The following is a 19,502-nucleotide window of genomic DNA, read 5'->3' on the forward strand; positions in this document are numbered from 1 at the left end:
GGACCGCCGACGGGACACCCCGGAGCACGTGACACCCTGAAGAGCGTGACCAGCAAGCAGCTCCGCAACCCCGTCGGCGGCCATGTCCCCGTGGCCGGCGGCCTTGACTCCGTCGGCCTGACCTACGCCCGCGACCTGTTGGCCGAGACCGTCCAGGTCTTCGTCGCCAACCCGCGCGGCTGGGCCACGCCCCCAGGAAACCCGAAGCAGGACGAGGCGTTCCGCGCGGCCTGCGCCGCCGAGTCGATCCCCGCGTACGTCCATGCCCCGTATCTGATCAACTTCGGCTCGCACACCGAGGCGACGGTCGAGAAGTCGGTGGAGTCGCTGCGGCACTCGTTGCGGCGCGGGCGGGAGATCGGCGCCCTGGGCGTGGTCGTGCACACCGGAAGCGCCACCGGCGGGCGGGACCGGGCCGTCGCCCTCAAGCAGGTACGTGAGTACCTGTTGCCGCTGCTGGACGAGCTGACGCACGACGACGACCCGTTCCTCCTGCTGGAGTCGACCGCCGGTCAGGGCTCCTCCCTCTGCTCCCGCACCTGGGACTTCGGGCCGTACTTCGAGGCGCTCGACGCCCACCCCAAGCTGGGCGTCTGTCTCGACACCTGCCACATCTTCGCGGCCGGCCACGACCTGACGGGGCCGAGCGGGATGCACCAGACCCTCGACCTTCTCGTGGACACGGTCGGCGAGGGCCGACTCAAGCTGATCCACGCCAACGACTCCAAGGACGTCGTCGGCGCGCACAAGGACCGCCACGAGAACATCGGCTCCGGCCACATCGGTGAGGACCCGTTCCGCGCCCTGATGACCCACCCCGCCACCGAGGGCGTACCCCTGATCATCGAGACGCCCGGCGGCAAGGAAGGGCACGCGGCGGACGTGGAGCGGCTGAAGAAGCTGCGCGACGGCTGAGCCATCGGCCGAGGCCACCATCGCGGCCACTTTTCGAGACCATTGAGGAATACCCCCTGGGGGTATACGGTTCCTGCCTGATGCAGGAACCGTTACCTGACGTTGGGGGCTTCTCATGCAGCACGACGCACACACCGAGCACGCCGAGCACTCGCACCACGAGACCCACGCTCACCACGAGACGCACGCTCACGACATGGGCGGGGCCAGCTGGTCCATGGCCGCGCAGGCGACCCTGCACTGCCTCACCGGCTGCGCCATCGGCGAGGTGCTCGGCATGGTGATCGGTACCGCGTTCGGCTGGGGCAACGTACCGACGATGGTCCTGGCGATCGTCCTCGCCTTTGCCTTCGGCTACTCGCTCACGCTGCGCGGAGTGCTCAAGGCCGGCGTCGACTTCCGGACGGCGTTCCGGGTCGCGCTCGCCGCGGACACCGTGTCCATCGCCGTGATGGAGCTGATCGACAACGGCGTGATCGTGCTGTGGCCGGACGCGATGGACGCGGGCCTGGCGGACGCATTGTTCTGGTTCTCGCTGGCCATCTCACTTGTGATCGCCTTCGTGGTCACCACGCCGGTCAACAAGTGGATGATCGGCCGCGGCAAGGGGCACGCGGTCGTGCACCAGCACCACCACTGAATTCCGGAGTTCAGCCGGCCGGAAAACGAAGCAGGAGTCAGAGCTCGGGGCCGTCCCCGGGCTCCTCCTGGTACGAGTAGCGCTGCTCGCGCCAGGGGTCGCCGACGTTGTGGTAGCCGCGCTCCTCCCAGAAGCCACGGCGGTCGGCCGTCATGTACTCGACGCCGCGGACCCACTTGGGGCCCTTCCAGGCGTACAGATGAGGGACGACGAGGCGGAGCGGGAAACCGTGTTCCGCTGTCAGCAGTTCGCCGTCCTTGTGGGTGGCGAAGATCGTGCGGTCGGAGGCGAAGTCCGCCAGGCGCAGGTTCGAGCTGAATCCGTATTCGGCCCAGACCATCACATGAGTGACGGTGGGCGCGGGCGGGGCGATCTCCAGGATCGTACGGGCGGGGATGCCACCCCATTCGGCCCCGAGCATGCTGAACTTCGTGACGCAGTGCAGATCGGCCACGACGGAGGCGTACGGCAGGGCCGTGAACTCCTCGTGGGTCCAGCAGTGTTTCTCGCCGTCGGCGGTGGCCCCGAAGACCCTGAACTCCCAGCGTTCGGGGCGGAACTTGGGGACGGGACCGTAGTGCGTGACCGGCCAGCCGCGCTGAAGTCGCTGCCCCGGCGGAAGCTCCGGCTGCGCCGCTTCTCCAGATTCACGCTCCACCGGCTGACCCATGACTCCATCCTGACAGACCGGGGACAGTGCCCATGACCAGCCGAGGTCGTATTCGGGCAACTCCTACTAAGCATGCACTTACTGGACGACCTTGTACGCCGGTGCAAAGATGCGGCGCAACCTGCCCAGTCCCCCCGCTTGGAAGGAGCCTCTGCGATGCAGGGCGACCCCGAGGTCATCGAATTCCTCAACGAGCAGCTGACCGGCGAGCTGACGGCGATCAACCAGTACTGGCTGCACTACCGCATCCAGGACAACAACGGCTGGACGAAGCTCGCCAAGTACACGCGTGAAGAGTCCATCGATGAGATGAAGCACGCGGACAAGATCACCGAACGCATCCTCATGCTGGACGGTCTGCCGAACTACCAGCGGCTGTTCCATGTGCGGGTTGGGCAGACCCTCACGGAGATGTTCCAGGCCGACCGGCAGGTGGAGGTCGAGGCGATCGACCGCCTCAAGCGCGGTATCGAGGTGATGCGCGCGAAGAGCGACATCACGTCCGCGAACATCTTCGAGTCGATCCTCGAGGACGAGGAGCACCACATCGACTACCTGGACACGCAGCTGGAGCTCATCGAGAAGCTCGGCGAGGCGCTCTACATCGCGCAGCAGATCGAGCAGCCCAGCTAGGCCGGAACTAGGCCGCGTCTTCCAGTTCGGCCAGTTCGGCGAGGACCGGCTTGCCCCGGTCGGCCAGCTCACGGCGCGGGCAGGCATCCCTGCCCAGCAGCGCCTGGATACGGCGTACGCACGACCCGCAGTCCGTACCCGCCTTGCAGGCCGACGCTATCTGCCGGGGGGTGCAGGCACCGCCATCCGCGTGCTTCTTGACCTGCGCCTCGGTCACGCCGAAGCAGTTGCAGACGTACACGCGGGTCACCTCCCGACGGGATCGAAGAGTCAGTCGTGCCATCCCGATGATCGGTGAGGCTTACCTAACCTTACCCGGCACACAGCTGTCGTAAAAGTGGGGTGGGGCGCGGATCGTATGTGATCCGCGCCCCACTTCACATGCCGGTAACAGGCGAAATCCCTGCTGATCTCCTACTGGTCCCGGTACATCTCGGCGACCAGGAAGGCCAGGTCAAGGGACTGGCTGCGGTTCAGACGCGGGTCGCAGGCCGTCTCGTAGCGCTGGTGCAGATCGTCGACGAAGATCTCGTCGCCACCGCCCACGCACTCGGTGACGTCGTCACCGGTGAGCTCGACATGGATGCCGCCCGGGTGCGTGCCCAGACCCTTGTGGACCTCGAAGAAGCCCTTGACCTCGTCGAGCACGTCGTCGAAGCGGCGGGTCTTGTGGCCCGAGGCCGCCTCGAAGGTGTTGCCGTGCATCGGGTCGGTCACCCAGGCCACGGTCGCACCGGAGGCGGTGACCTTCTCGACCAGCTCGGGCAGCTTGTCGCGGACCTTGTCCGCGCCCATCCGCACGATGAAGGTCAGACGGCCCGGCTCACGGTCGGGGTCGAGGCGCTCGATGTACTGCAGCGCTTCCTCAGCCGTCGTCGTCGGGCCCAGCTTGATGCCGATCGGGTTGCGGATCTTCGAGGCGAACTCGATGTGCGCGCCGTCCAGCTGACGGGTGCGCTCACCGATCCACACCATGTGGCCCGAGACGTCGTACAGGTGGCCCGTACGCGAGTCGACCCTGGTCAGCGCCGACTCGTAGTCGAGGAGCAGCGCCTCGTGGGAGGCGTAGAACTCGACGGTCTTGAACTCCTCCGGGTCGGTCCCGCAGGCCCGCATGAAGTTCAGCGCGTTGTCGATCTCGCGCGCCAGCTGCTCGTAGCGCTGACCGGACGGGGACGACTTCACGAAGTCCTGGTTCCAGGCGTGCACCTGGCGCAGGTCGGCGTAACCGCCGGTGGTGAAGGCGCGCACCAGGTTGAGCGTGGAGGCGGAGGCGTTGTACATCCGCTTCAGGCGCTCGGGGTCCGGGATGCGGGCCTTCTCGTTGAAGTCGAAGCCGTTGACCGAGTCGCCGCGGTAGGTCGGCAGGGTCACGCCGTCGCGGGTCTCGGTGCCCTTGGAGCGCGGCTTGGAGTACTGGCCGGCGATGCGGCCGACCTTCACGACCGGCACCGAGGCGGCGTACGTCAGCACGGCGCCCATCTGGAGCAGGGTCTTGAGCTTTTGACGGATGTGGTCGGCCGACACGGCATCGAAGGCCTCGGCGCAGTCGCCGCCCTGGAGCAGGAACGCCTCTCCCTTGGCGACGGCCGCCATCCGGGCGCGCAGCTGGTCGCACTCGCCCGCGAAGACGAGCGGCGGATACGACTCGAGGTCCGCGATCACATCGCGCAGAGCCTCGGCATCGGGGTACTCGGGCTGCTGCGCCGCGGGCAGGTTTCGCCAGGTGTTGCCAGCGCTTGCGCTGGACTTAGCGTTCACGGTCACCTCCACAACATTACGGGGTCGTGTCGGGCGTCCATTCATGTGCTCATCAATTGAGACGGGCCGCGCTCGATCGGGGGTGCTCCGGGCGGCCGTACGGCGGGTCCGCGCGGCTGCCCGGAGCAGGCACGTTCCTAGTCCACGTTGAGCCGGTCGCGGTCGATGGCGATCTTCACGCCGCCGTGCGTCTCGGTCGTGTCGCCGATGTACTGGTGGATGCGCTGCTTGTCCCACATGTCGGCGGGGACCATCGGGTCCCATGTGGTCGACTCGTAGTTCCAGCGGGCGAAGTGGATCACGTCGGGCAGGGTGATGTCGTCCCTGGCGTCCACCAGGTCGCTCATCAGGGACGAGGCCCCGCCGTACGCGCCGGAGCGGTAGCCCAGCTTGTGCAGGCGCTCGGTCCAGGCGTTGAGGTAGGCGAGGACCTGGTCGGTCACAGTGTCTCCGGGGTCGTAGTGCTCCAGGTCGTCGTAGATCACCGTTCCCTTGCCGAGCCCCAGCGCGGCGGCCTGCCGTGCCGCGTCGTCGGCGGCCGCACGGCCCTGGGGCACCGGGTCGGTGATCGCCGCGCAGCCGCCCTGGCAGCTGCCGCCGTCGGTGGAGGGCTGGCGGCCGACGTACAGCGGGATGAAGCGCCAGCCGTTGGCGTACTGCGTCCGCACCCACTGGGCGGTGAGGTTCGGCTGGGCGCAGGCGCGGTTGATCCCGCCGATGTAGATGCCGATGGCGCCGTAATCGGATGCCTCGCCCCAGGCGTCCATCGCCGACCGGCTCGGCGCGGTGCAGGCGTCGAAGCCCTCGCCCCGGAAGGACGTCGCGTTCGCGGGGAGGGGCGCCGCGGCGGGCGTCTCGGCGGTCTGCGCGGCGACGGGCAGACCGGCGCTGCGCAGGACGTCCTGAATGCGCCCGCGGTCGTCCCCGTACGCGGCGGTCACGGAGACGCTGCCCGCGGTGATCCGGTAGGTGCCGGCCGTGGGGTTCTCGGTGACGGAGCCGGTGCCGGCGTGGGGGCTCCCGGCGGCGGTCACGGAGCTCTCGGCGGCGGGCTGGATCAGGAGCGCTTCGGTACGTCCTCGCACGCGTGCGGGACAGTTCTGCCGGGCGCCCGGCGTGCCGAGGTACACGGCGTGCCGGTCGAAGCGGACGCAGGCGTCCGGGTTCCGCTCCAGGTCCACGACCTGCCAGGAGGCGGGCACGGTGAACACGTGGCCGCGGTAGCCGACCCGGATGGTCTCGTCGGTGACGCGGGGGGCCGACTGGGCGACGCCGGACAGGCCGGCGGCAAGGGCGGTGGCCGCGGCGAACGCCATGAGCGCGCGGGGGCCGCTCCGGCGAGGCATGAATGAACGAACTGCGTGAATGACTCTCTCCTCGGTCGGGTCGGTCGGGCTTCCTGGCCATCAATGGCCGGTGCCCGAGGGGTCCGAACCCGGTACGCGAACGGTTCACGCTGTTGCCGGGCCCCACGCGTCGGGTAAGGTGCGGCGCATGTTCGCGCACTCGATCCAGAACTGGTGGTGGACCGCTCATCCGGCGGCCCACTGACTGCGCGTACGCAAGACTTCGCGAAGGCCGCCCCGAGGGGCGGCCTTCGGTGTTTCCGGGCGCCGGCCGTTCCTCTCCGATCCGATCTCCGAGGAAGAGGAACGATGGACCTGACCCAACTGCTCGACGAGGACCGCCCGTTCGCCCTGCTGCGCCGCCGCACACCCGGTCATGACCAGGAGGTCGTCGAAGTGCTGCGCGGCCCGGTCGGCACGTACGACCGTCTCGCCGACATCCCCGACGAGGGCCTCGCCCTCGTCCCCTTCCGCCAGATCCGCGAGCGCGGCTTCGACGTCCGCGACGACGGCACGCCGCTGGCGGTGCTGACGCCCGAGGAGTCGTACGAGATCCCGCTGGCCGAGGCCCTCGCGCAGCTCCCCACGCACGATGTACGCGTCGAGGGCGGCGGTTTCGACGTCGCCGACGAGGAGTACGCGGAGATCGTCGGGCGGGTGCTGCGCGAGGAGATCGGGCGGGGCGAGGGCGCGAACTTCGTGATCCGGCGTACGTACGAGGGTGAGATCCCGGGGTTCGGGAAGGCCGACGCGCTGGCGCTGTTCCGGCGGCTGCTGGTGGGTGAGCGGGGCGCGTACTGGACGTTCGTCGTGCACACCGGTGAGCGGACGCTGGTCGGGGCGAGCCCTGAGGTGCATGTCCGGATGTCCGGCGGGACCGTCGTGATGAACCCGATCAGCGGGACGTACCGCTATCCGGACGGGGGGCCGACGCCCGAGGACCTGCTCGCCTTTCTCGCCGACGGCAAGGAGATCGAGGAGCTGTCGATGGTCGTCGACGAGGAGCTCAAGATGATGTGCACCGTCGGCGACATGGGCGGGGTGGTGATCGGGCCGCGGCTCAAGGAGATGGCCCATCTCGCGCACACCGAGTACGAGTTGCGGGGCCGGTCCTCGCTGGATGTGCGGGAGGTGCTGAAGGAGACCATGTTCGCGGCGACCGTCACCGGCTCACCGGTGCAGAACGCCTGCCGGGTCATCGAGCGCCACGAGGTCGGCGGGCGGGGCTATTACGCGGGGGCGCTGGCCCTGGTCGGGCGGGATTCGGGCGGGGCCCAGACCCTCGACTCCCCCATTCTGATCCGCACCGCCGACATCGACGCGGACGGGCGGCTGCGGGTGCCGGTGGGTGCCACGCTCGTACGGGGTTCGGATCCGGCGAGCGAGGTCGCCGAGACGCATGCGAAGGCGGCAGGGGTGCTGGCGGCCCTGGGGGTGCGTCCCGGCAGGCCGCGCGCGGAGGGCGTACGGCCGAAGCTGGGCGACGACCCGCGGGTGCAGGCGGCGCTGGATGGGCGGCGGGCCTCGCTGGCGCCGTTCTGGCTGCGGATGCAGGAGCGCGCCGCGGAGCTCACGGGGCACGCGCTCGTCGTGGACGGCGAGGACACCTTCACGGCGATGCTCGCGCACGTCCTGCGGTCGAGTGGGCTCGATGTGACCGTTCGGCGCTACGACGAGGAGGGGCTGCGGGAGGCAGTGCTCGCGCACGAGGGTCCTGTGGTGCTGGGCCCGGGGCCGGGGGACCCCTCCGACGCGGGCGACGCGAAGATGCGGTTCCTGCGAGCGCTGACCGCCGAGGTCATCCGGGAGAACCGGCACGGCGTCCTCGGCGTCTGCCTCGGGCACGAGCTGATCGCGGGCGAGCTGGGCCTGGAGATCGTACGGAAGGAGGTTCCGTACCAGGGGGCGCAGACGACGGTCGACCTGTTCGGGCGGGCCGAGACCGTCGGCTTCTACAACAGCTTCGTGGCGCGCTGCGACGACGAGGCGTTCCGGGAGCTGGGCGCGCACGGTGTCGAGGTGAGCCGGAGCGGGTCCGGGGAGGTGCACGCGCTGCGCGGGCCGGGGTTTGCCGGGGTGCAGTTCCACCCCGAGTCGGTACTGACGCTGAACGGGGCGGCGATCGTACGGGAGCTGGTGGGTCAGCTGCGCGGGACGAGCACGTTCTCCGAGCGGCGGCCCGCCGTGTAGTCGAGGACGTTCTTGACCGTGGCGTCGATGATCTGGCCCACGGCGTCCTCGGTGTAGTACGCCTGGTGGGACGTGACCAGCACGTTCGGGAAGGTGACGAGGCGGGCCAGGGTGTCGTCCTCGATGGCCTCCAGCGACTTGTCGAGGAAGAAGAGCCCGGCTTCCGCCTCGTACACGTCGAGGCCGACGCCCGTGAAGCGGCCCTCGCGCAGCTCGGCGACGAGGGCCTGGGTGTCGATGAGGCCGCCGCGGCTGGAGTTCACCAGGATCGCGTCGTCCTTCATCGCGCGCAGGGCGGCGGCGTCGATGAGGCGCTCGGTCTGCGGCAGCAGGGGAACGTGCAGGGTGATCAGGTCGGACTCGGCGAGGAGCCGCTCCTTGGGGACGTACTTCATGCCGAGTTCTACGCAGGCCGGGTTCTCGGCGATGTCCCAGCCGAGCAGGTTCATACCGAAGCCGTGGGCGATCCGGGTGAACGCCTCGCCGATCTTGCCGGTGCCGAGGACGCCGGCGGTGCGGCCGTGCATGTCGCGTCCCATCAGGCCGTCGAGCCGGAAGTCGAAGTCGCGGGTGCGGGTGGCGGCACGCACGATACGGCGGTTGACGGCCATGCCGAGGGTCCAGGCGAACTCGGCGACCGAGTAGGGCGAGTAGTACGAGACCCGGGCGACCGTCATGCCGACGCGCTCGGCGACGTTGAGGTCGATGTTGTTGAAGCCGGTGGAGCGCTGGGCGATCAGCTGGGTGCCACCGGCTGCCAGGGTCTGCAGGACGCGGTGGCCCAGGCCGCAGTTGACGCTGGTGGAGATGGCCTCGTAGCCGGCTGCGATGGGAGCGGTGTCCTCGTTGAGGAATACATCGAGGCACCGGTGGCTGCGGACCTCGTGGTGTCCTGCGAAGGCCCGCTCGATCAGGGGCTTCTCGTCGGACTGGACGCCGAAGGCGAGAATCTCCACGGGGCCCTCCGGGGGTTGTGCCGGAAATGTCTGGTGCCGGTGAATATACGGGGGGTTGGGGGTTGTTCGCCTGCGGATCGTTGGGGGGCGGGGCCGGGTCGGGGGTATCCGTCCTCGGTCTGGCGCGGAATCGGTTGGGTTCCGAGGAACCGGCGTTGACGCGCCAGCCGCTGCGGGCGGACACCCCCGACCCGGCCCCTTGCCGCCGTGTGCGGCTGACCGTCGTCGGGGGCTTGCGTGTCAGCCGAAGAAGACGCCTACCTCCTCGTAGAGCTTCGGGTCGACCGTCTTCAGCTTGGCCGTGGCCTCCGCGATGGGGACGCGGATGATGTCCGTGCCGCGCAGGGCGACCATCTTGCCGAAGTCGCCGTCGCGGACGGCCTCGATGGCGTGCAGGCCGAAGCGGGTGGCGAGCCAGCGGTCGAAGGCGCTGGGGGTGCCGCCGCGCTGGATGTGGCCCAGGACCGTCGTACGGGCTTCCTTGCCGGTGCGCTTCTCGATCTCCTTGGCCAGCCACTCGCCGACCCCGGAGAGGCGTACATGGCCGAAGGAGTCGAGGGACTCGTCCTTGAGGACCATCTGGCCGTCCTTGGGCATCGCCCCCTCGGCGATGACCACGATCGGGGCGTACGAGGCCTTGAACCGCGAGGTCACATAGGCACACACCTGGTCGACGTCGAAGCGCTGCTCGGGGATGAGGATGACGTTGGCGCCGCCGGCCAGGCCCGAGTGGATGGCGATCCAGCCCGCGTGGCGACCCATCACCTCGCAGACGAGGACGCGCATGTGCGACTCGGCCGTGGTGTGCAGGCGGTCGATCGCCTCGGTGGCGATGCCTACGGCGGTGTCGAAGCCGAAGGTGTAGTCGGTGGCGGACAGGTCGTTGTCGATGGTCTTCGGTACGCCGACCACGGGCACGCCGTACTCGTCGGTGAGGCGCGCGGCGACGCCGAGCGTGTCTTCGCCGCCGATCGCGATGAGCGCCTCGACCTCCTGCTTGGCGAGGTTCTCCTTGATGCGGCGGATGCCGTTCTCCTGCTTCAAGGGGTTGGTGCGCGAGGAGCCGAGGATGGTGCCGCCGCGCGGCAGGATGCCGCGCACGGCGGGGATGTCCAGCCGGACTGTGTCGTTCTCGAGCGGTCCGCGCCAGCCGTCCCGGAAGCCGACGAAGTCGTATCCGTACTCCTGCACGCCCTTGCGGACGATGCCCCGGATGACGGCGTTGAGTCCGGGGCAGTCGCCGCCTCCGGTCAGTACTCCGACCCGCATGGAAAAGTCCCTTCGCCGCGGTTGCCTGATGGAACTCACGCTAATAGTGATCCAGGTCACTTCGGCATGGTGCGGAAGGTCAATTCCGGTGAATTGTGCGGGCGTTGATCAGTCGTCCTCGCCTGAGGCTTCACTCGAACGAGGGGTGCGTGAGGTTTACGCCTCGTCAAGGCCGCGTTCTATGGCGTAGCGCACCAGCTCGACGCGGTTGTGGAGTTGCAGCTTGCCCAGGGTGTTCTGCACATGGTTCTGGACCGTGCGGTGGGAGATGACCAGGCGCTCGGCTATCTGCTTGTAGCTCAGGCCCTTGGCGACCAGCCGGAGCACCTCGGTCTCACGGTCGGTGAGTTGAGGGGCCCTGGGCTCGTCGGTGCCCGTGGCGGGGGCGGGTTCGGAGGCCAGCCGGCGGTACTCGCCGAGGACCAGGCCCGCGAGGCCCGGCGTGAAGACCGGGTCGCCGACGGCTGTGCGGCGGACCGCGTCGATCAGCTCCTCCGTGGACGCCGACTTGAGGAGGTAGCCCGTCGCACCGGACTTCACCGCCTCCAGGACGTCCGCGTGCTCGCCGCTGGCCGACAGGACCAGGACACGGAGGGCCGGGTTGGCGCCGACCAGTTCCTTGCAGACCTGGACGCCGGGCTTGGCGGGCAGGTTCAGGTCGAGCACGAGGACATCGGGCGCGGCGGCCTGGGCGCGGCGCACCGCCTGCTCGCCGTCCCCCGCGGTGGCGACCACGTCGAAGCCGGCCTCGGCCAGGTCGCGCGCTACGGCGTCGCGCCACATGGGGTGGTCGTCGACCACCATGACCTTGATCGGGGCCTGCCCAGCCACGTCCTTGACCTCCGTCATCGCCGTTCCACCGTCTTCTTCATCGCCGTTCCGCCTTCCCCCGGGAAACCTTCGGTACCTTCAGCTCGACCTCCGTGCCCTGGCCCGGGACCGAGATCAGCTCCGCCGTGCCGCCCAGGTCGCGCAGCCGGCCGCGGATCGACAGAGCCACCCCGAGCCGTCCCTCGCCCTCGGCCTGGACGAGCCGGCCCTCCGGGATACCGGGGCCGTCGTCGCGGACGGTCACCACCACCTCGTCCGGCTCGTCCTCGACCAGGATCCAGGCCCGGGCGTCCTCGCCGACGTGCTTGCGGACATTGTCCAGGGCGGCACCGACGGCGGCGGCCAACTCCCGTGCGGCGGCCGGGGGAAGCGGGACGGGGGAGCCCGGCTCGGAGAAGGTCACGCGCGCCGTGGCGTACGGGGCGAGCAGGGCGCGCAGGTCGACGGGGCCCGCCGAGCCCTCGTCGTCGTCCGGCTCCTCCACCGCTCGTACGACGGCGCCGAGCGCGGCGTCCTCGGACACCCGGGAGACGGGCACCAGGCCGCCCGAGACCAGCGTGCGCAGCGCCACCTCCTGCTCACCGGCCATCCGGCCCAGCTCCGCCGCCTCGCCGCCGAGCGCGGAGGCGCGCCGCTGCACCATGGCGAGGACCTGGAGTACGCCGTCATGGATGTCACGGGCCAGGCGCTCCCGTTCGCGGGTGGCGGCCTCGATCTCCAGGGCGCGGGCGAGGGTGAGCTCGGAAGCGCGGGCGACCTCGACCACGTATCCGATGGCGATGGAGGCGACCCAGACGAGGATCACGTTGTGCACGGTGTCGCGGGTCGGGGCACCGCGCTCGACGATGTTGACGGCGGCGACGAGCGTGGAGGCGAAGGCGGCCCAGCGCCAGCCGCCCTTGATCGCGAAGGCCAGGACGGAGCCGGCGGTCCATATCGACGGCAGGGTCGGGCCGCCGGCCTCTATCCGCGAGGAGGCGTCGGCGACCCGGGTGAGCAGGATGCCGGCCAGCGCGATGGTGAGGTCCGCGGTGAGGAACCGCTTGGTGCAGCTGGCCGCGTTCGCGACCCTGGGCAGAGTCGCCAGGGTCCACACGAACAGCAGTGCGTAGAACGCGATCGCCACCCAGGGGCGGGTGAACTTGTCGTACGCGGTGGCGAACAGGCCGATCGCGTACAGCATGGTCAGGACGCGGTACGCGGTGAGCGCACGCCACAGCGGCTGCTCGACCGACATCCTCATGACTCTTTCGCGCTTCGCCATGTCCCCCCTCTTATGGCTCGTTCGCCTCCGGGGCGCTCCCCCGCCCCGTCCACTCCCGCACGTCCAGACGGACGCGCCTAGGAGCCGGACCGTTCCTTCTCCGCCTGCTCGGCTTCCTTGGCGGCTTGCTTCTCGGCTTGCGCGAGCGCGGCCTTCGCCGCCTTCTCCGCGTCCTTGTCGGCCTTCGCCGCCTCCGCGATCTGCCGCTTGGCGGCGGTCGCGTACATGTCGACGTACTCCTGGCCGGAGAGCTTCATGATCTCGTACATGACCTCGTCGGTCACCGCGCGCAGCACGAAACGGTCGTGCTCCATGCCGTTGTAGCGGCTGAAGTCCAGCGGCTTGCCGATGCGGATGCCCGGGCGCATCAGCTTGGGCATCACCTTGCCCGGAGGCTGGATCTTCTCGGTGTCGATCATCGCGACCGGGATGACGGGCGCACCGGTGGCGAGCGCCACGCGCGCGAGGCCGCCGGGCTTGCCGCGGTAGAGGCGGCCGTCGGGTGAGCGCGTGCCCTCCGGGTAGATGCCGAACAGCTCACCGCGCTCGATGACGTCGATGCCGCTCTTGATCGCCGCCTCGCCCGCACCACGCGCGCCGGAGCGGTCCACCGGGAGCTGGCCGACACCCTTGAAGAAGGCGGCGGTCATCCGGCCCTTGATGCCGGGCGTCGTGAAGTACTCGGCCTTCGCGATGAAGGTCACCTTGCGGTCGAGGACCGCGGGCAGGAAGAAGGAGTCCGAGAACGACAGGTGATTGCTCGCCAGAATGGCGGGGCCCTCGGCGGGGATGTTCTCGAGGCCTTCCACCCAGGGCCTGAAGGCGAGCTTCAGTGGCCCTCCGATGGAAAACTTCATAGCGCCGTAGATCAACCGAGTGCCTCCTGTGTCGTCGGTCAGACCTTAACCCGGAGCACCGTCAAAGGACCCGACGACCCTGGTCGGTGTCAGTGCGGTCGCGTACGGTGAAGTACGCCTCGAAGCCTCGGGGGTTCCGTTCTGTCCGCCTCATGAACAGGAGACCGAAGGTGCCGGTCCTTCCGGGAGCCGAGCCGTTCCGCCACGAGGGCGGACAGGTCGGCGTCCTTCTCTGCCACGGTTTCACCGGGTCCCCGCAGTCGCTGCGACCCTGGGCGGAGTATCTCGCCGAGCGCGGCCTGACCGTGGCGCTGCCGCTGCTGCCGGGACACGGCACGCGCTGGGAGGACATGCAGCTCACCGGCTGGCAGGACTGGTACGCGGAGCTGGACCGCGAGCTTCGCGCCCTGCGGGACCGCTGCACTCAGGTGTTCGTCTTCGGGCTCTCCATGGGCGCCGCGCTGACCCTGCGGCTGGCGGCCAAGCACGGTGACGAGGTCGGCGGCATCGTCGTCGTCAACCCGCTGAACAAGGTGCATGGTCCGGTCGCGCACGCCCTCCCGGTGCTCCGGCACTTCGTGCGGTCGGCCAAGGGGATCGTGAGCGACATCGCGAAGGAGGGTGCGGACGAGGTCGGGTACGACCGCGTGCCGCTGCACGCCGCGCACTCGATGCGGAACCTCTGCCGGCTCGTCGACGCCGAACTGCCGCAGGTCACCCAGCCGATATTGCTGCTGCACAGCCTCCAGGACCATGTGGTGTCCCCCGCCGACTCGGCGCGCGTCCTCAGCCGGGTGTCGTCCACGGACGTGACGGAGATCCTGCTGGAACAGAGCTACCACGTCGCGACGTTGGACCACGACGCGGACCGGATCTTCGAGGAGAGCTACGCGTTCATCGCCCGGCTCGCGCCCAGTGTCGGCAAGGAGTCCGACGCGGGTCAGGTGGGTCAGCAGGAAGGGACGGCCACCGGTGGCTGAGCACGACGCGGAGCGCGGCGACTCCGAGGAGAAGGGCGTACCTCTCGGCGAGCCCCTCGACGGGTCCGTCGACGGGACTCTCGGTGAGCCTCTCGACGCGGCTCTGGACGCGCCTCTCGACGCGACTCTCGGGGAGGAGCAGAGCGTGCCCTTCGACGAGGACGCCGCGTGGCAGGCGATCGTCGCCGGGTACGGCGAGGAGCCGCCGGACCCGCCCGGAGCGAAACCGTTCAAGTCGATCGAGGACCTGGCCCTCCTCGACCCGGAGACGAACGACGGGACCGACCGCGGCGGCAACGGGACCGGCCGCGGCAATAAGAGCGGCAGGGGCGACGGCGGCAACAGCGGCGGCGGGGACAGCAAGGGCGACAAGGACGCTGCCGAGTCCGGGGACGGATCCGACGCCGGTTCCAGCTCCGGCTCCGAGTCCGGATCCGGGGGCAAGCCCCTCGGCAGCTCGATCGCCTTCGCGCCCGGTGTCGGGGGCCCGCGCGACTACCAGGCGCCCGAGCCCACCGAGGACGACTTCGACGAGGACGACGAGGGCCACTTCGTGCCGCCCGAGCCGCCGCCGCTGCCGGAGGCCGACACCACCGCCAAGTTCGCCTGGCTCGGCGTCATCGGCGGACCCATCCTGCTCCTGCTGTCCGTCCTCCTCGGCTGGGAGATGACCTGGTGGCTCGCCACCGTCAGCATCGGCGGCTTCGTCGGCGGCTTCGCCACGCTGGTGGCACGTATGAAGACCGACGACGAGGACGGGGACGATCCGGGGCGCGGCGCGGTGGTCTGACCCTCCGCCTCAGGACGCGGGCACTCTGAGGGCGGCCAGGACCGGCAGGTGGTCCGTGGCCGCCCTCAGGTCTGTCTCCGTCACGCCGGGAAGACCCACCGGCACCCCGCACCCCAGGACCTCCACGCCCGGAGTCGCGAAGATGGCGTCGATGCGCTGGTGGGGATGGGTGTGCGCGGAGGTGTTCTCCGCGCCCCACGGGTGGGTCGCCCAGCCGTCCTGGAGGGCGGCGGCGAGGCGCTTGAAGGTACGCCCGTCGGGGCGGTCGTTGAGGTCGCCGCCCGCGACGGCGTACCGGGTGCCGAGGCCCGCGAGGCGGTCGAGGAGCATGCCGCCCTGCTCGTACCGCTCGTCCTGCCGCAGTGAGAGGTGGCAGCTCAGGACGCCGAGGCGGGCGCCCCCGAAGCGGACGACCGCGGTGGCGAAGCCGCGGCGGTGCTGGCCGGGGGTGAGCGGGAGCAGGACGTCCTCGGTGCGCTCGACCGTGGCGCGCAGGGAGCAGAGGAGGGCGGGGCCGGCCGCCGTGGCGCCGCCGGAGAGGATGACTTGGCCGGAGGCGGCCGCGAGTCTTGCCAGTTTCTTGCGCCAGCGGAAGAAGCGGGGGGCCTCTTGGATCAGGACGAGGTCCGGTTCGCAGGCGCGGATGATGCGGGCGAGTGCGGCGGTGTCGTCGCGCATGGAGCGGATGTTGTAGCTGAGGACCCGGATGACGGCTGAACCGTCGGGTTCGGTGCGGGGCGCTGGTAGCGGACTGGCGGAAGGGCTGGTCGGCATGGCGATCAAGATACGCGGTAGCGCTCCGCAGGGAGAGCGGTATCAGGTCGTCGGTTCACTGCGGGCCGGTGGGGGCTGGTCGCGCAGTTCCCCGCGCCCCCAAAGGGGCGCGGGGTCCATCGCACCGACGTTTACATGATGGGGTCGGGCTCCCGGGCCAGGTCCGCCGCGCCCACCAGGCCCGCCTTGTTGCCCAGCTGGGCGGCGATCACGTCGGCCACCGGGCGCCAGTTGCCGCCGACGAGCCAGCGCTTGTACGACTTACGGATGGGGTCGAGGACGAGCTCGCCCTCGTCCGAGAGGCCGCCGCCGACGATGAAGGCGGAGGGGTCGAAGAGCGAGGCCAGGTCGGCGAGACCGGCGCCGGCCCAGCGGGCCAGCTCGCGGTAGGAGTCCACCGCGACCGGGTCGCCCTGGCGGGCGGCCACCGAGATGTGCTTGCCCTCGATGCCGTCGGGCGTGCCGTTGCCGAGGGCGAGCAGGATCTCCGCGCTCTCGGGGGTCGCGTTGGCGCGCTGCTTGGCGTAGCGGACGAGGGCGCGCCCGGAGGCGTACTGCTCCCAGCAGCCCTGCGAGCCGCAGCCGCACAGCAGGCCGTCCGGCACCATGCGGATGTGGCCGAACTCGGCGGCCACTCCGAAGTGCCCGCGGCGCAGCTTGTTGCCGATGATGATGCCGCCGCCGAGGCCCGTGCCCAGGGTGATGCAGATGACGTTGCGGTGGCCCTTGCCCGCGCCGAACTTGTACTCGCCCCACGCCGCCGCGTTCGCGTCGTTCTCGACGACGACCGGCAGGCCCACCCGGGCCTCGACCTCGGCCTTGAGGGGCTCCTGCCGCCAGTCGATGTTCGGCGCGAAGTAGACCGTCGAGCGCTGGCGGTTCACATATCCGGCGGCACCGATGCCCACGCCAACGATGTCGTGACCGGCGCGCGCGCCCTCCACGGCGGAGGCGATGGCATCCACGATGGCCTGCGGCGTGCTGGGGGTCGGCACCTTGTGCGTCGAAAGGATGTTGCCTTCCTCGTCGACCACACCGGCCGCGATCTTCGTGCCGCCGATATCGACGCCGATGGTGAGTCCCATGAATCCCTCAGTTTCGGTCGAGCCCCGCTACGGCCAACCGTACCCGAGGGGCCATTAGTCCAAGTCGATGTGTTCCCCTGGACCGGTCCCCTCGTCACGAGGGCCCGTGTCCCGGGTCGTCCAGCGCCGTTCCTGGGCCTCGACGGCCGAGCGGTAGGCGGCGAGCAGCTCGGAGCCCGCGGCCGCGAGGTGGTCGAACACGTCGGGGTTGCGCTCTATCACGGGCTCGACGGCGGCCTTGGCCTGCTGCACGACCTGGTTGACCATCTGCTGGGCCGTGCCGGAGGCGACCGCGCCGAAGAGCGGCGAGTTCAGTCCGGACAGCTTGTCGGCGACGGCGTCGACGAGCTTGCGCAGTTCCTCGGCCGCCGTGCCCGGCGGTGTGCCGTGCTGGGCGCGGCGGCGGGCCTTCTCCGCCGCGAGATCCTCGGCACAGGCCTTCGCCCAGGCGTCGGCGTCGGTCGCGCGCGCCTCTTCGGCACGCACCTCGTCAGCCACGTCCTCCTGAGCGGCGTCGGACGTGGGGCGCTCTTCGCTCATGGCGGACTCCTGCCTACGTTTCGTGCCTTCGACGTTACCCGAACGGGGGTACACCGTTCACCGTGTCCGCCGCCACAGAGGGGGCGACTCGGTCACGTCGTGCGCGGCCACAGACCGGGATCCGGCGCGAAACGGATCCTCAGCTCGCCCTCGCGGAGCGCCGCGCCGGCCACCGTGCAGCGGCGCAGGGCCGACGGCAGTGGCACGATCCGGCGGAACTGTCCGGCCGTGACGACGAGTTCGTCGCCACGCCGCACGAGGTCCAGTTCCTCGCGTATCGCGCCGGGGAGCGGGATGTGCCAGACGAGCACGCCGTCGTCGGCCAGCTGGTCGACGACGGGCCACTCGACCGGGGGTGGCGTCTTGTTGACGCCGGGCACGGGGAGCGCGGCGAGGTCGCCGGTGCCGCGCGGGTCGTGTCCGAGGTGCGGGACCTCGTGCAGGTCGTAGGTCTCCCCCCACTCGTCCAGCGCCTTGCGCTGCTGGGCGGCGAGGGCGGCCAGCCAGGTGTCGTTCGTGGCGCCGGGCAGGACACGGCTGGCGACCAGCGCGTCGACGGACAGACCGCGCAGGGCGAAGGCGGTGGTGGCGGTGCGTACGGCGTCGGAACCGGCCGGGCCCGGCTCGGCGACCAGCCGTACGGTCGTGGCACGGTCCCCGACGACGGCCTCCACGGCGGCCAGCTCCAGGTCCCAGCGGGCCGCCGTCTCGTACAGCCACTCCGCGGGCATCGGGACGCCCGCGAGCCGGCCGAGGACGGGGCGCAGGGCGCGGGCCGCCTGGCGCTCCGGCGGGAGCAGGCGGCGCAGGTAACGGCGGAGTTCCTCGGGGAGGGCGAGGAGGGCGAGGGCCTGGGGGGCCGGGGGGAGGTCCACGACCAGGAGGTCGTACGTCTCCGATGTCGCCGCGTCGCGCAGGGCGCGCAGGAGGGCGAGTTCCTCGGCGCCGGGGAGGGGGGTGACCTCCTCGGCGTCCAGGCGGGAGGCGCCGAGCAGGTCCAGGGCGGTGGTGGCGCGCTGCTGGAAGGCGGTGAGATCTTCGCGGAAGCGTTCCGCCGCGTCGGGGCGCCAGGCGGTGAGGTTCGGCTCGGCCTCGATGGGCTTTGTGCCGGTGGGTACGCCGAGGACGGCACCCAGGGTGTCCGTGCGGTCGGCGCTGAGCACCAGGGTGCGGGTGCCCTGGCGGGCGGCCTGCAACGCCGTGGCGGCCGCGACGGTGGTACGGCCTGTGCCGCCGGGCCCGGTGATCAGGATGGTGCGCATGAGGGTGAACGGTACCTGGGGCTCCGCCATGGGCCCCGTTCGGTTGTGCGTCGGCTGCGGGTGAGTGGGGGCTGGTCGCGCAGTTCCTCGCGCCCCTGAAAGAACCCGGGGCGCAGCTCCGCTGCTTTTCGGGGGCGCGGGGAACTGCGCGACCAGCCCCCACCGGCCCGCAGCCGACGCACCACCGGAGCCTGCCGTCACCCCGGAGGGTCAGGCGTCGCCCGACTCCACGCGCTTCTTCAGGCCCGCCAGCGCCCGGTCGATGATGACCTTCTCGGCCTTGCGCTTGATCATGCCGAGCATGGGGATCTTGACGTCGACGGTCAGCTGGTAGGTGACCTCGGTGGCACCGGCACCCGCGGGCTTGAGGATGTACGAGCCGTCCAGCGAGCGGAGCATCTGGGACTTGACCAGGGTCCAGGAGACCTCGTGGTCGCCGGTCCAGGTGTAGCCGAGGGTCTGGTCGTCCTTGATGGCGCCGGCGTCCATGACGAGGCGCACCTGCTCGGCGCGGCCCTGCTCGTCCGTGGCGAGTACCTCCGCCTCCTTCACCTCGCCGGTCCAGTCCGGGTAGCGGGCGAAGTCGGCGATGACCGCCATGACGTCAGCCGGTGCCGCCTCGATCGTGATGCTCGAGCTGGTGTGTTCCGCCATCGCGGTGGCTCCTCCAGATGCGGTCCGGTGAGGGAGGGTGGTGCGCACGTGTGTGCAGCGTGAAGGCTACCGCGCACAGCCACGG

General features: G+C 70.3%; 21 protein-coding genes. 7 read left to right on the forward strand and 14 right to left on the reverse strand.

Translation table 11 applies throughout. From position 1 onward, the window contains the following. Positions 1 to 45: 45 nt before the first annotated feature. Together AB5J50_RS14025 and AB5J50_RS14030 are read left to right on the forward strand one after the other, a co-directional pair. Entirely contained in the window at positions 46 to 915 is an 870-nt protein-coding gene (locus AB5J50_RS14025) for a deoxyribonuclease IV (RefSeq protein ID WP_369258002.1), read from the forward strand. Positions 916 to 1,030: 115 nt separating this feature from the next. Further along, positions 1,031 to 1,555, forward strand: coding sequence for a DUF4396 domain-containing protein (locus AB5J50_RS14030; RefSeq protein ID WP_369258004.1), 525 nt, complete (start codon positions 1,031 to 1,033; stop codon positions 1,553 to 1,555). A 37-nt stretch (positions 1,556 to 1,592) separates the two neighbouring features. On the opposite strand, the gene AB5J50_RS14035 is transcribed toward AB5J50_RS14030, so the two are convergent. Then, on the reverse strand, positions 1,593 to 2,225 hold the full coding sequence (locus AB5J50_RS14035) for a sulfite oxidase-like oxidoreductase (RefSeq protein ID WP_369258006.1): 633 nt from the start codon (positions 2,223 to 2,225) through the stop codon (positions 1,593 to 1,595). A gap of 156 nt (positions 2,226 to 2,381) precedes the next feature. Here AB5J50_RS14035 and bfr point away from each other — a divergent pair, with 156 nt between their 5' ends. Continuing rightward, positions 2,382 to 2,858 (forward strand): bacterioferritin, encoded by a 477-nt coding sequence (bfr, locus tag AB5J50_RS14040; protein WP_327428075.1) that lies wholly within the window; start codon positions 2,382 to 2,384, stop codon positions 2,856 to 2,858. A 7-nt stretch (positions 2,859 to 2,865) separates the two neighbouring features. On the opposite strand, the gene AB5J50_RS14045 is transcribed toward bfr, so the two are convergent. The 3 genes from AB5J50_RS14045 to AB5J50_RS14055 all read right to left on the reverse strand — a co-directional run bounded on the left by AB5J50_RS14045 (position 2,866) and on the right by AB5J50_RS14055 (position 5,965). Beyond that, positions 2,866 to 3,108: a (2Fe-2S)-binding protein gene (locus AB5J50_RS14045; RefSeq protein WP_327428076.1), complete on the reverse strand. Its 243-nt coding sequence runs from the start codon at positions 3,106 to 3,108 to the stop codon at positions 2,866 to 2,868. Between the two features lie 164 nt (positions 3,109 to 3,272). Beyond that, on the reverse strand, positions 3,273 to 4,625 hold the full coding sequence (locus tag AB5J50_RS14050) for a class II 3-deoxy-7-phosphoheptulonate synthase (protein ID WP_369258009.1): 1,353 nt from the start codon (positions 4,623 to 4,625) through the stop codon (positions 3,273 to 3,275). 131 nt (positions 4,626 to 4,756) lie between these two features. Further along, complete coding sequence (locus tag AB5J50_RS14055) at positions 4,757 to 5,965, reverse strand: glycoside hydrolase domain-containing protein (RefSeq protein WP_369258011.1); 1,209 nt, start codon at positions 5,963 to 5,965, stop codon at positions 4,757 to 4,759. Between the two features lie 148 nt (positions 5,966 to 6,113). On the opposite strand from AB5J50_RS14055, the gene AB5J50_RS14060 reads away from it, so the two are divergent. Next, positions 6,114 to 6,170, forward strand: coding sequence for a trp operon leader peptide (locus tag AB5J50_RS14060; RefSeq protein ID WP_076973970.1), 57 nt, complete (start codon positions 6,114 to 6,116; stop codon positions 6,168 to 6,170). A 104-nt stretch (positions 6,171 to 6,274) separates the two neighbouring features. After that, on the forward strand, positions 6,275 to 8,155 hold the full coding sequence (locus AB5J50_RS14065; protein ID WP_369258013.1) for an anthranilate synthase family protein: 1,881 nt from the start codon (positions 6,275 to 6,277) through the stop codon (positions 8,153 to 8,155). Here AB5J50_RS14065 and AB5J50_RS14070 read toward each other — a convergent pair. The 5 genes from AB5J50_RS14070 to AB5J50_RS14090 all read right to left on the reverse strand — a co-directional run bounded on the left by AB5J50_RS14070 (position 8,107) and on the right by AB5J50_RS14090 (position 13,332). Next, entirely contained in the window at positions 8,107 to 9,111 is a 1,005-nt protein-coding gene (locus tag AB5J50_RS14070) for a 2-hydroxyacid dehydrogenase (RefSeq protein WP_369258015.1), read from the reverse strand. The two genes, AB5J50_RS14065 and AB5J50_RS14070, sit on opposite strands and share 49 nt — an antisense overlap. A gap of 240 nt (positions 9,112 to 9,351) precedes the next feature. Further along, positions 9,352 to 10,380, reverse strand: coding sequence for a 6-phosphofructokinase (locus tag AB5J50_RS14075; RefSeq protein WP_327428081.1), 1,029 nt, complete (start codon positions 10,378 to 10,380; stop codon positions 9,352 to 9,354). 156 nt (positions 10,381 to 10,536) lie between these two features. Then, positions 10,537 to 11,229, reverse strand: coding sequence for a response regulator transcription factor (locus AB5J50_RS14080; RefSeq protein WP_327428082.1), 693 nt, complete (start codon positions 11,227 to 11,229; stop codon positions 10,537 to 10,539). 19 nt (positions 11,230 to 11,248) lie between these two features. After that, positions 11,249 to 12,475, reverse strand: coding sequence for a MacS family sensor histidine kinase (gene macS, locus AB5J50_RS14085; RefSeq protein ID WP_369258018.1), 1,227 nt, complete (start codon positions 12,473 to 12,475; stop codon positions 11,249 to 11,251). Positions 12,476 to 12,552: 77 nt separating this feature from the next. Next, complete coding sequence (locus AB5J50_RS14090) at positions 12,553 to 13,332, reverse strand: lysophospholipid acyltransferase family protein (protein WP_327428084.1); 780 nt, start codon at positions 13,330 to 13,332, stop codon at positions 12,553 to 12,555. A gap of 170 nt (positions 13,333 to 13,502) precedes the next feature. On the opposite strand from AB5J50_RS14090, the gene AB5J50_RS14095 reads away from it, so the two are divergent. Together AB5J50_RS14095 and AB5J50_RS14100 are read left to right on the forward strand one after the other, a co-directional pair. Continuing rightward, a complete protein-coding gene (locus AB5J50_RS14095; protein ID WP_369265389.1) occupies positions 13,503 to 14,312 on the forward strand; it encodes an alpha/beta hydrolase in 810 nt (269 codons plus the stop codon). A 103-nt stretch (positions 14,313 to 14,415) separates the two neighbouring features. Beyond that, entirely contained in the window at positions 14,416 to 15,102 is a 687-nt protein-coding gene (locus tag AB5J50_RS14100) for a hypothetical protein (RefSeq protein WP_369265390.1), read from the forward strand. A gap of 9 nt (positions 15,103 to 15,111) precedes the next feature. Here AB5J50_RS14100 and AB5J50_RS14105 read toward each other — a convergent pair whose 3' ends face one another. The 5 genes from AB5J50_RS14105 to AB5J50_RS14125 all read right to left on the reverse strand — a co-directional run bounded on the left by AB5J50_RS14105 (position 15,112) and on the right by AB5J50_RS14125 (position 19,417). Further along, positions 15,112 to 15,876, reverse strand: a complete 765-nt coding sequence (locus AB5J50_RS14105) for an endonuclease/exonuclease/phosphatase family protein (protein ID WP_369258020.1) — start codon at positions 15,874 to 15,876, stop codon at positions 15,112 to 15,114. A gap of 131 nt (positions 15,877 to 16,007) precedes the next feature. Next, complete coding sequence (locus tag AB5J50_RS14110; protein WP_327428086.1) at positions 16,008 to 16,961, reverse strand: ROK family glucokinase; 954 nt, start codon at positions 16,959 to 16,961, stop codon at positions 16,008 to 16,010. A gap of 54 nt (positions 16,962 to 17,015) precedes the next feature. After that, the gene (locus AB5J50_RS14115; RefSeq protein WP_327428087.1) at positions 17,016 to 17,501 is read right to left on the reverse strand and encodes a DUF5304 domain-containing protein; all 486 of its coding nucleotides are present in this window, start codon (positions 17,499 to 17,501) and stop codon (positions 17,016 to 17,018) included. Positions 17,502 to 17,593: 92 nt separating this feature from the next. Next, on the reverse strand, positions 17,594 to 18,763 hold the full coding sequence (locus AB5J50_RS14120; protein ID WP_369258023.1) for an ArsA family ATPase: 1,170 nt from the start codon (positions 18,761 to 18,763) through the stop codon (positions 17,594 to 17,596). 210 nt (positions 18,764 to 18,973) lie between these two features. Continuing rightward, the gene (locus AB5J50_RS14125) at positions 18,974 to 19,417 is read right to left on the reverse strand and encodes an SRPBCC family protein (protein WP_327428089.1); all 444 of its coding nucleotides are present in this window, start codon (positions 19,415 to 19,417) and stop codon (positions 18,974 to 18,976) included. Positions 19,418 to 19,502 lie beyond the last annotated feature (85 nt).

The organism is Streptomyces sp. R35 (assembly GCF_041053035.1).
Classification (GTDB): Bacteria; Actinomycetota; Actinomycetes; order Streptomycetales; family Streptomycetaceae; genus Streptomyces; species Streptomyces lutosisoli.

Excerpts from the sequence above, each read along its gene's own strand:
- AB5J50_RS14030 (WP_369258004.1), top strand. The coding sequence starts at position 1,031 with ATGCAGCACGACGCACACACCGAGCACGCCGAGCACTCGCACCACGAG.
- AB5J50_RS14035 (WP_369258006.1), bottom strand. The coding sequence starts at position 2,225 with ATGGGTCAGCCGGTGGAGCGTGAATCTGGAGAAGCGGCGCAGCCGGAG.
- bfr (WP_327428075.1), top strand. The coding sequence starts at position 2,382 with ATGCAGGGCGACCCCGAGGTCATCGAATTCCTCAACGAGCAGCTGACC.
- AB5J50_RS14055 (WP_369258011.1), bottom strand. The coding sequence starts at position 5,965 with ATGCCTCGCCGGAGCGGCCCCCGCGCGCTCATGGCGTTCGCCGCGGCC.
- AB5J50_RS14065 (WP_369258013.1), top strand. The coding sequence starts at position 6,275 with ATGGACCTGACCCAACTGCTCGACGAGGACCGCCCGTTCGCCCTGCTG.
- AB5J50_RS14075 (WP_327428081.1), bottom strand. The coding sequence starts at position 10,380 with ATGCGGGTCGGAGTACTGACCGGAGGCGGCGACTGCCCCGGACTCAAC.
- AB5J50_RS14080 (WP_327428082.1), bottom strand. The coding sequence starts at position 11,229 with ATGACGGAGGTCAAGGACGTGGCTGGGCAGGCCCCGATCAAGGTCATG.
- macS (WP_369258018.1), bottom strand. The coding sequence starts at position 12,475 with ATGGCGAAGCGCGAAAGAGTCATGAGGATGTCGGTCGAGCAGCCGCTG.
- AB5J50_RS14090 (WP_327428084.1), bottom strand. The coding sequence starts at position 13,332 with ATGAAGTTTTCCATCGGAGGGCCACTGAAGCTCGCCTTCAGGCCCTGG.
- AB5J50_RS14105 (WP_369258020.1), bottom strand. The coding sequence starts at position 15,876 with ATGCCGACCAGCCCTTCCGCCAGTCCGCTACCAGCGCCCCGCACCGAA.
- AB5J50_RS14110 (WP_327428086.1), bottom strand. The coding sequence starts at position 16,961 with ATGGGACTCACCATCGGCGTCGATATCGGCGGCACGAAGATCGCGGCC.
- AB5J50_RS14115 (WP_327428087.1), bottom strand. The coding sequence starts at position 17,501 with ATGAGCGAAGAGCGCCCCACGTCCGACGCCGCTCAGGAGGACGTGGCT.
- AB5J50_RS14120 (WP_369258023.1), bottom strand. The coding sequence starts at position 18,763 with ATGCGCACCATCCTGATCACCGGGCCCGGCGGCACAGGCCGTACCACC.
- AB5J50_RS14125 (WP_327428089.1), bottom strand. The coding sequence starts at position 19,417 with ATGGCGGAACACACCAGCTCGAGCATCACGATCGAGGCGGCACCGGCT.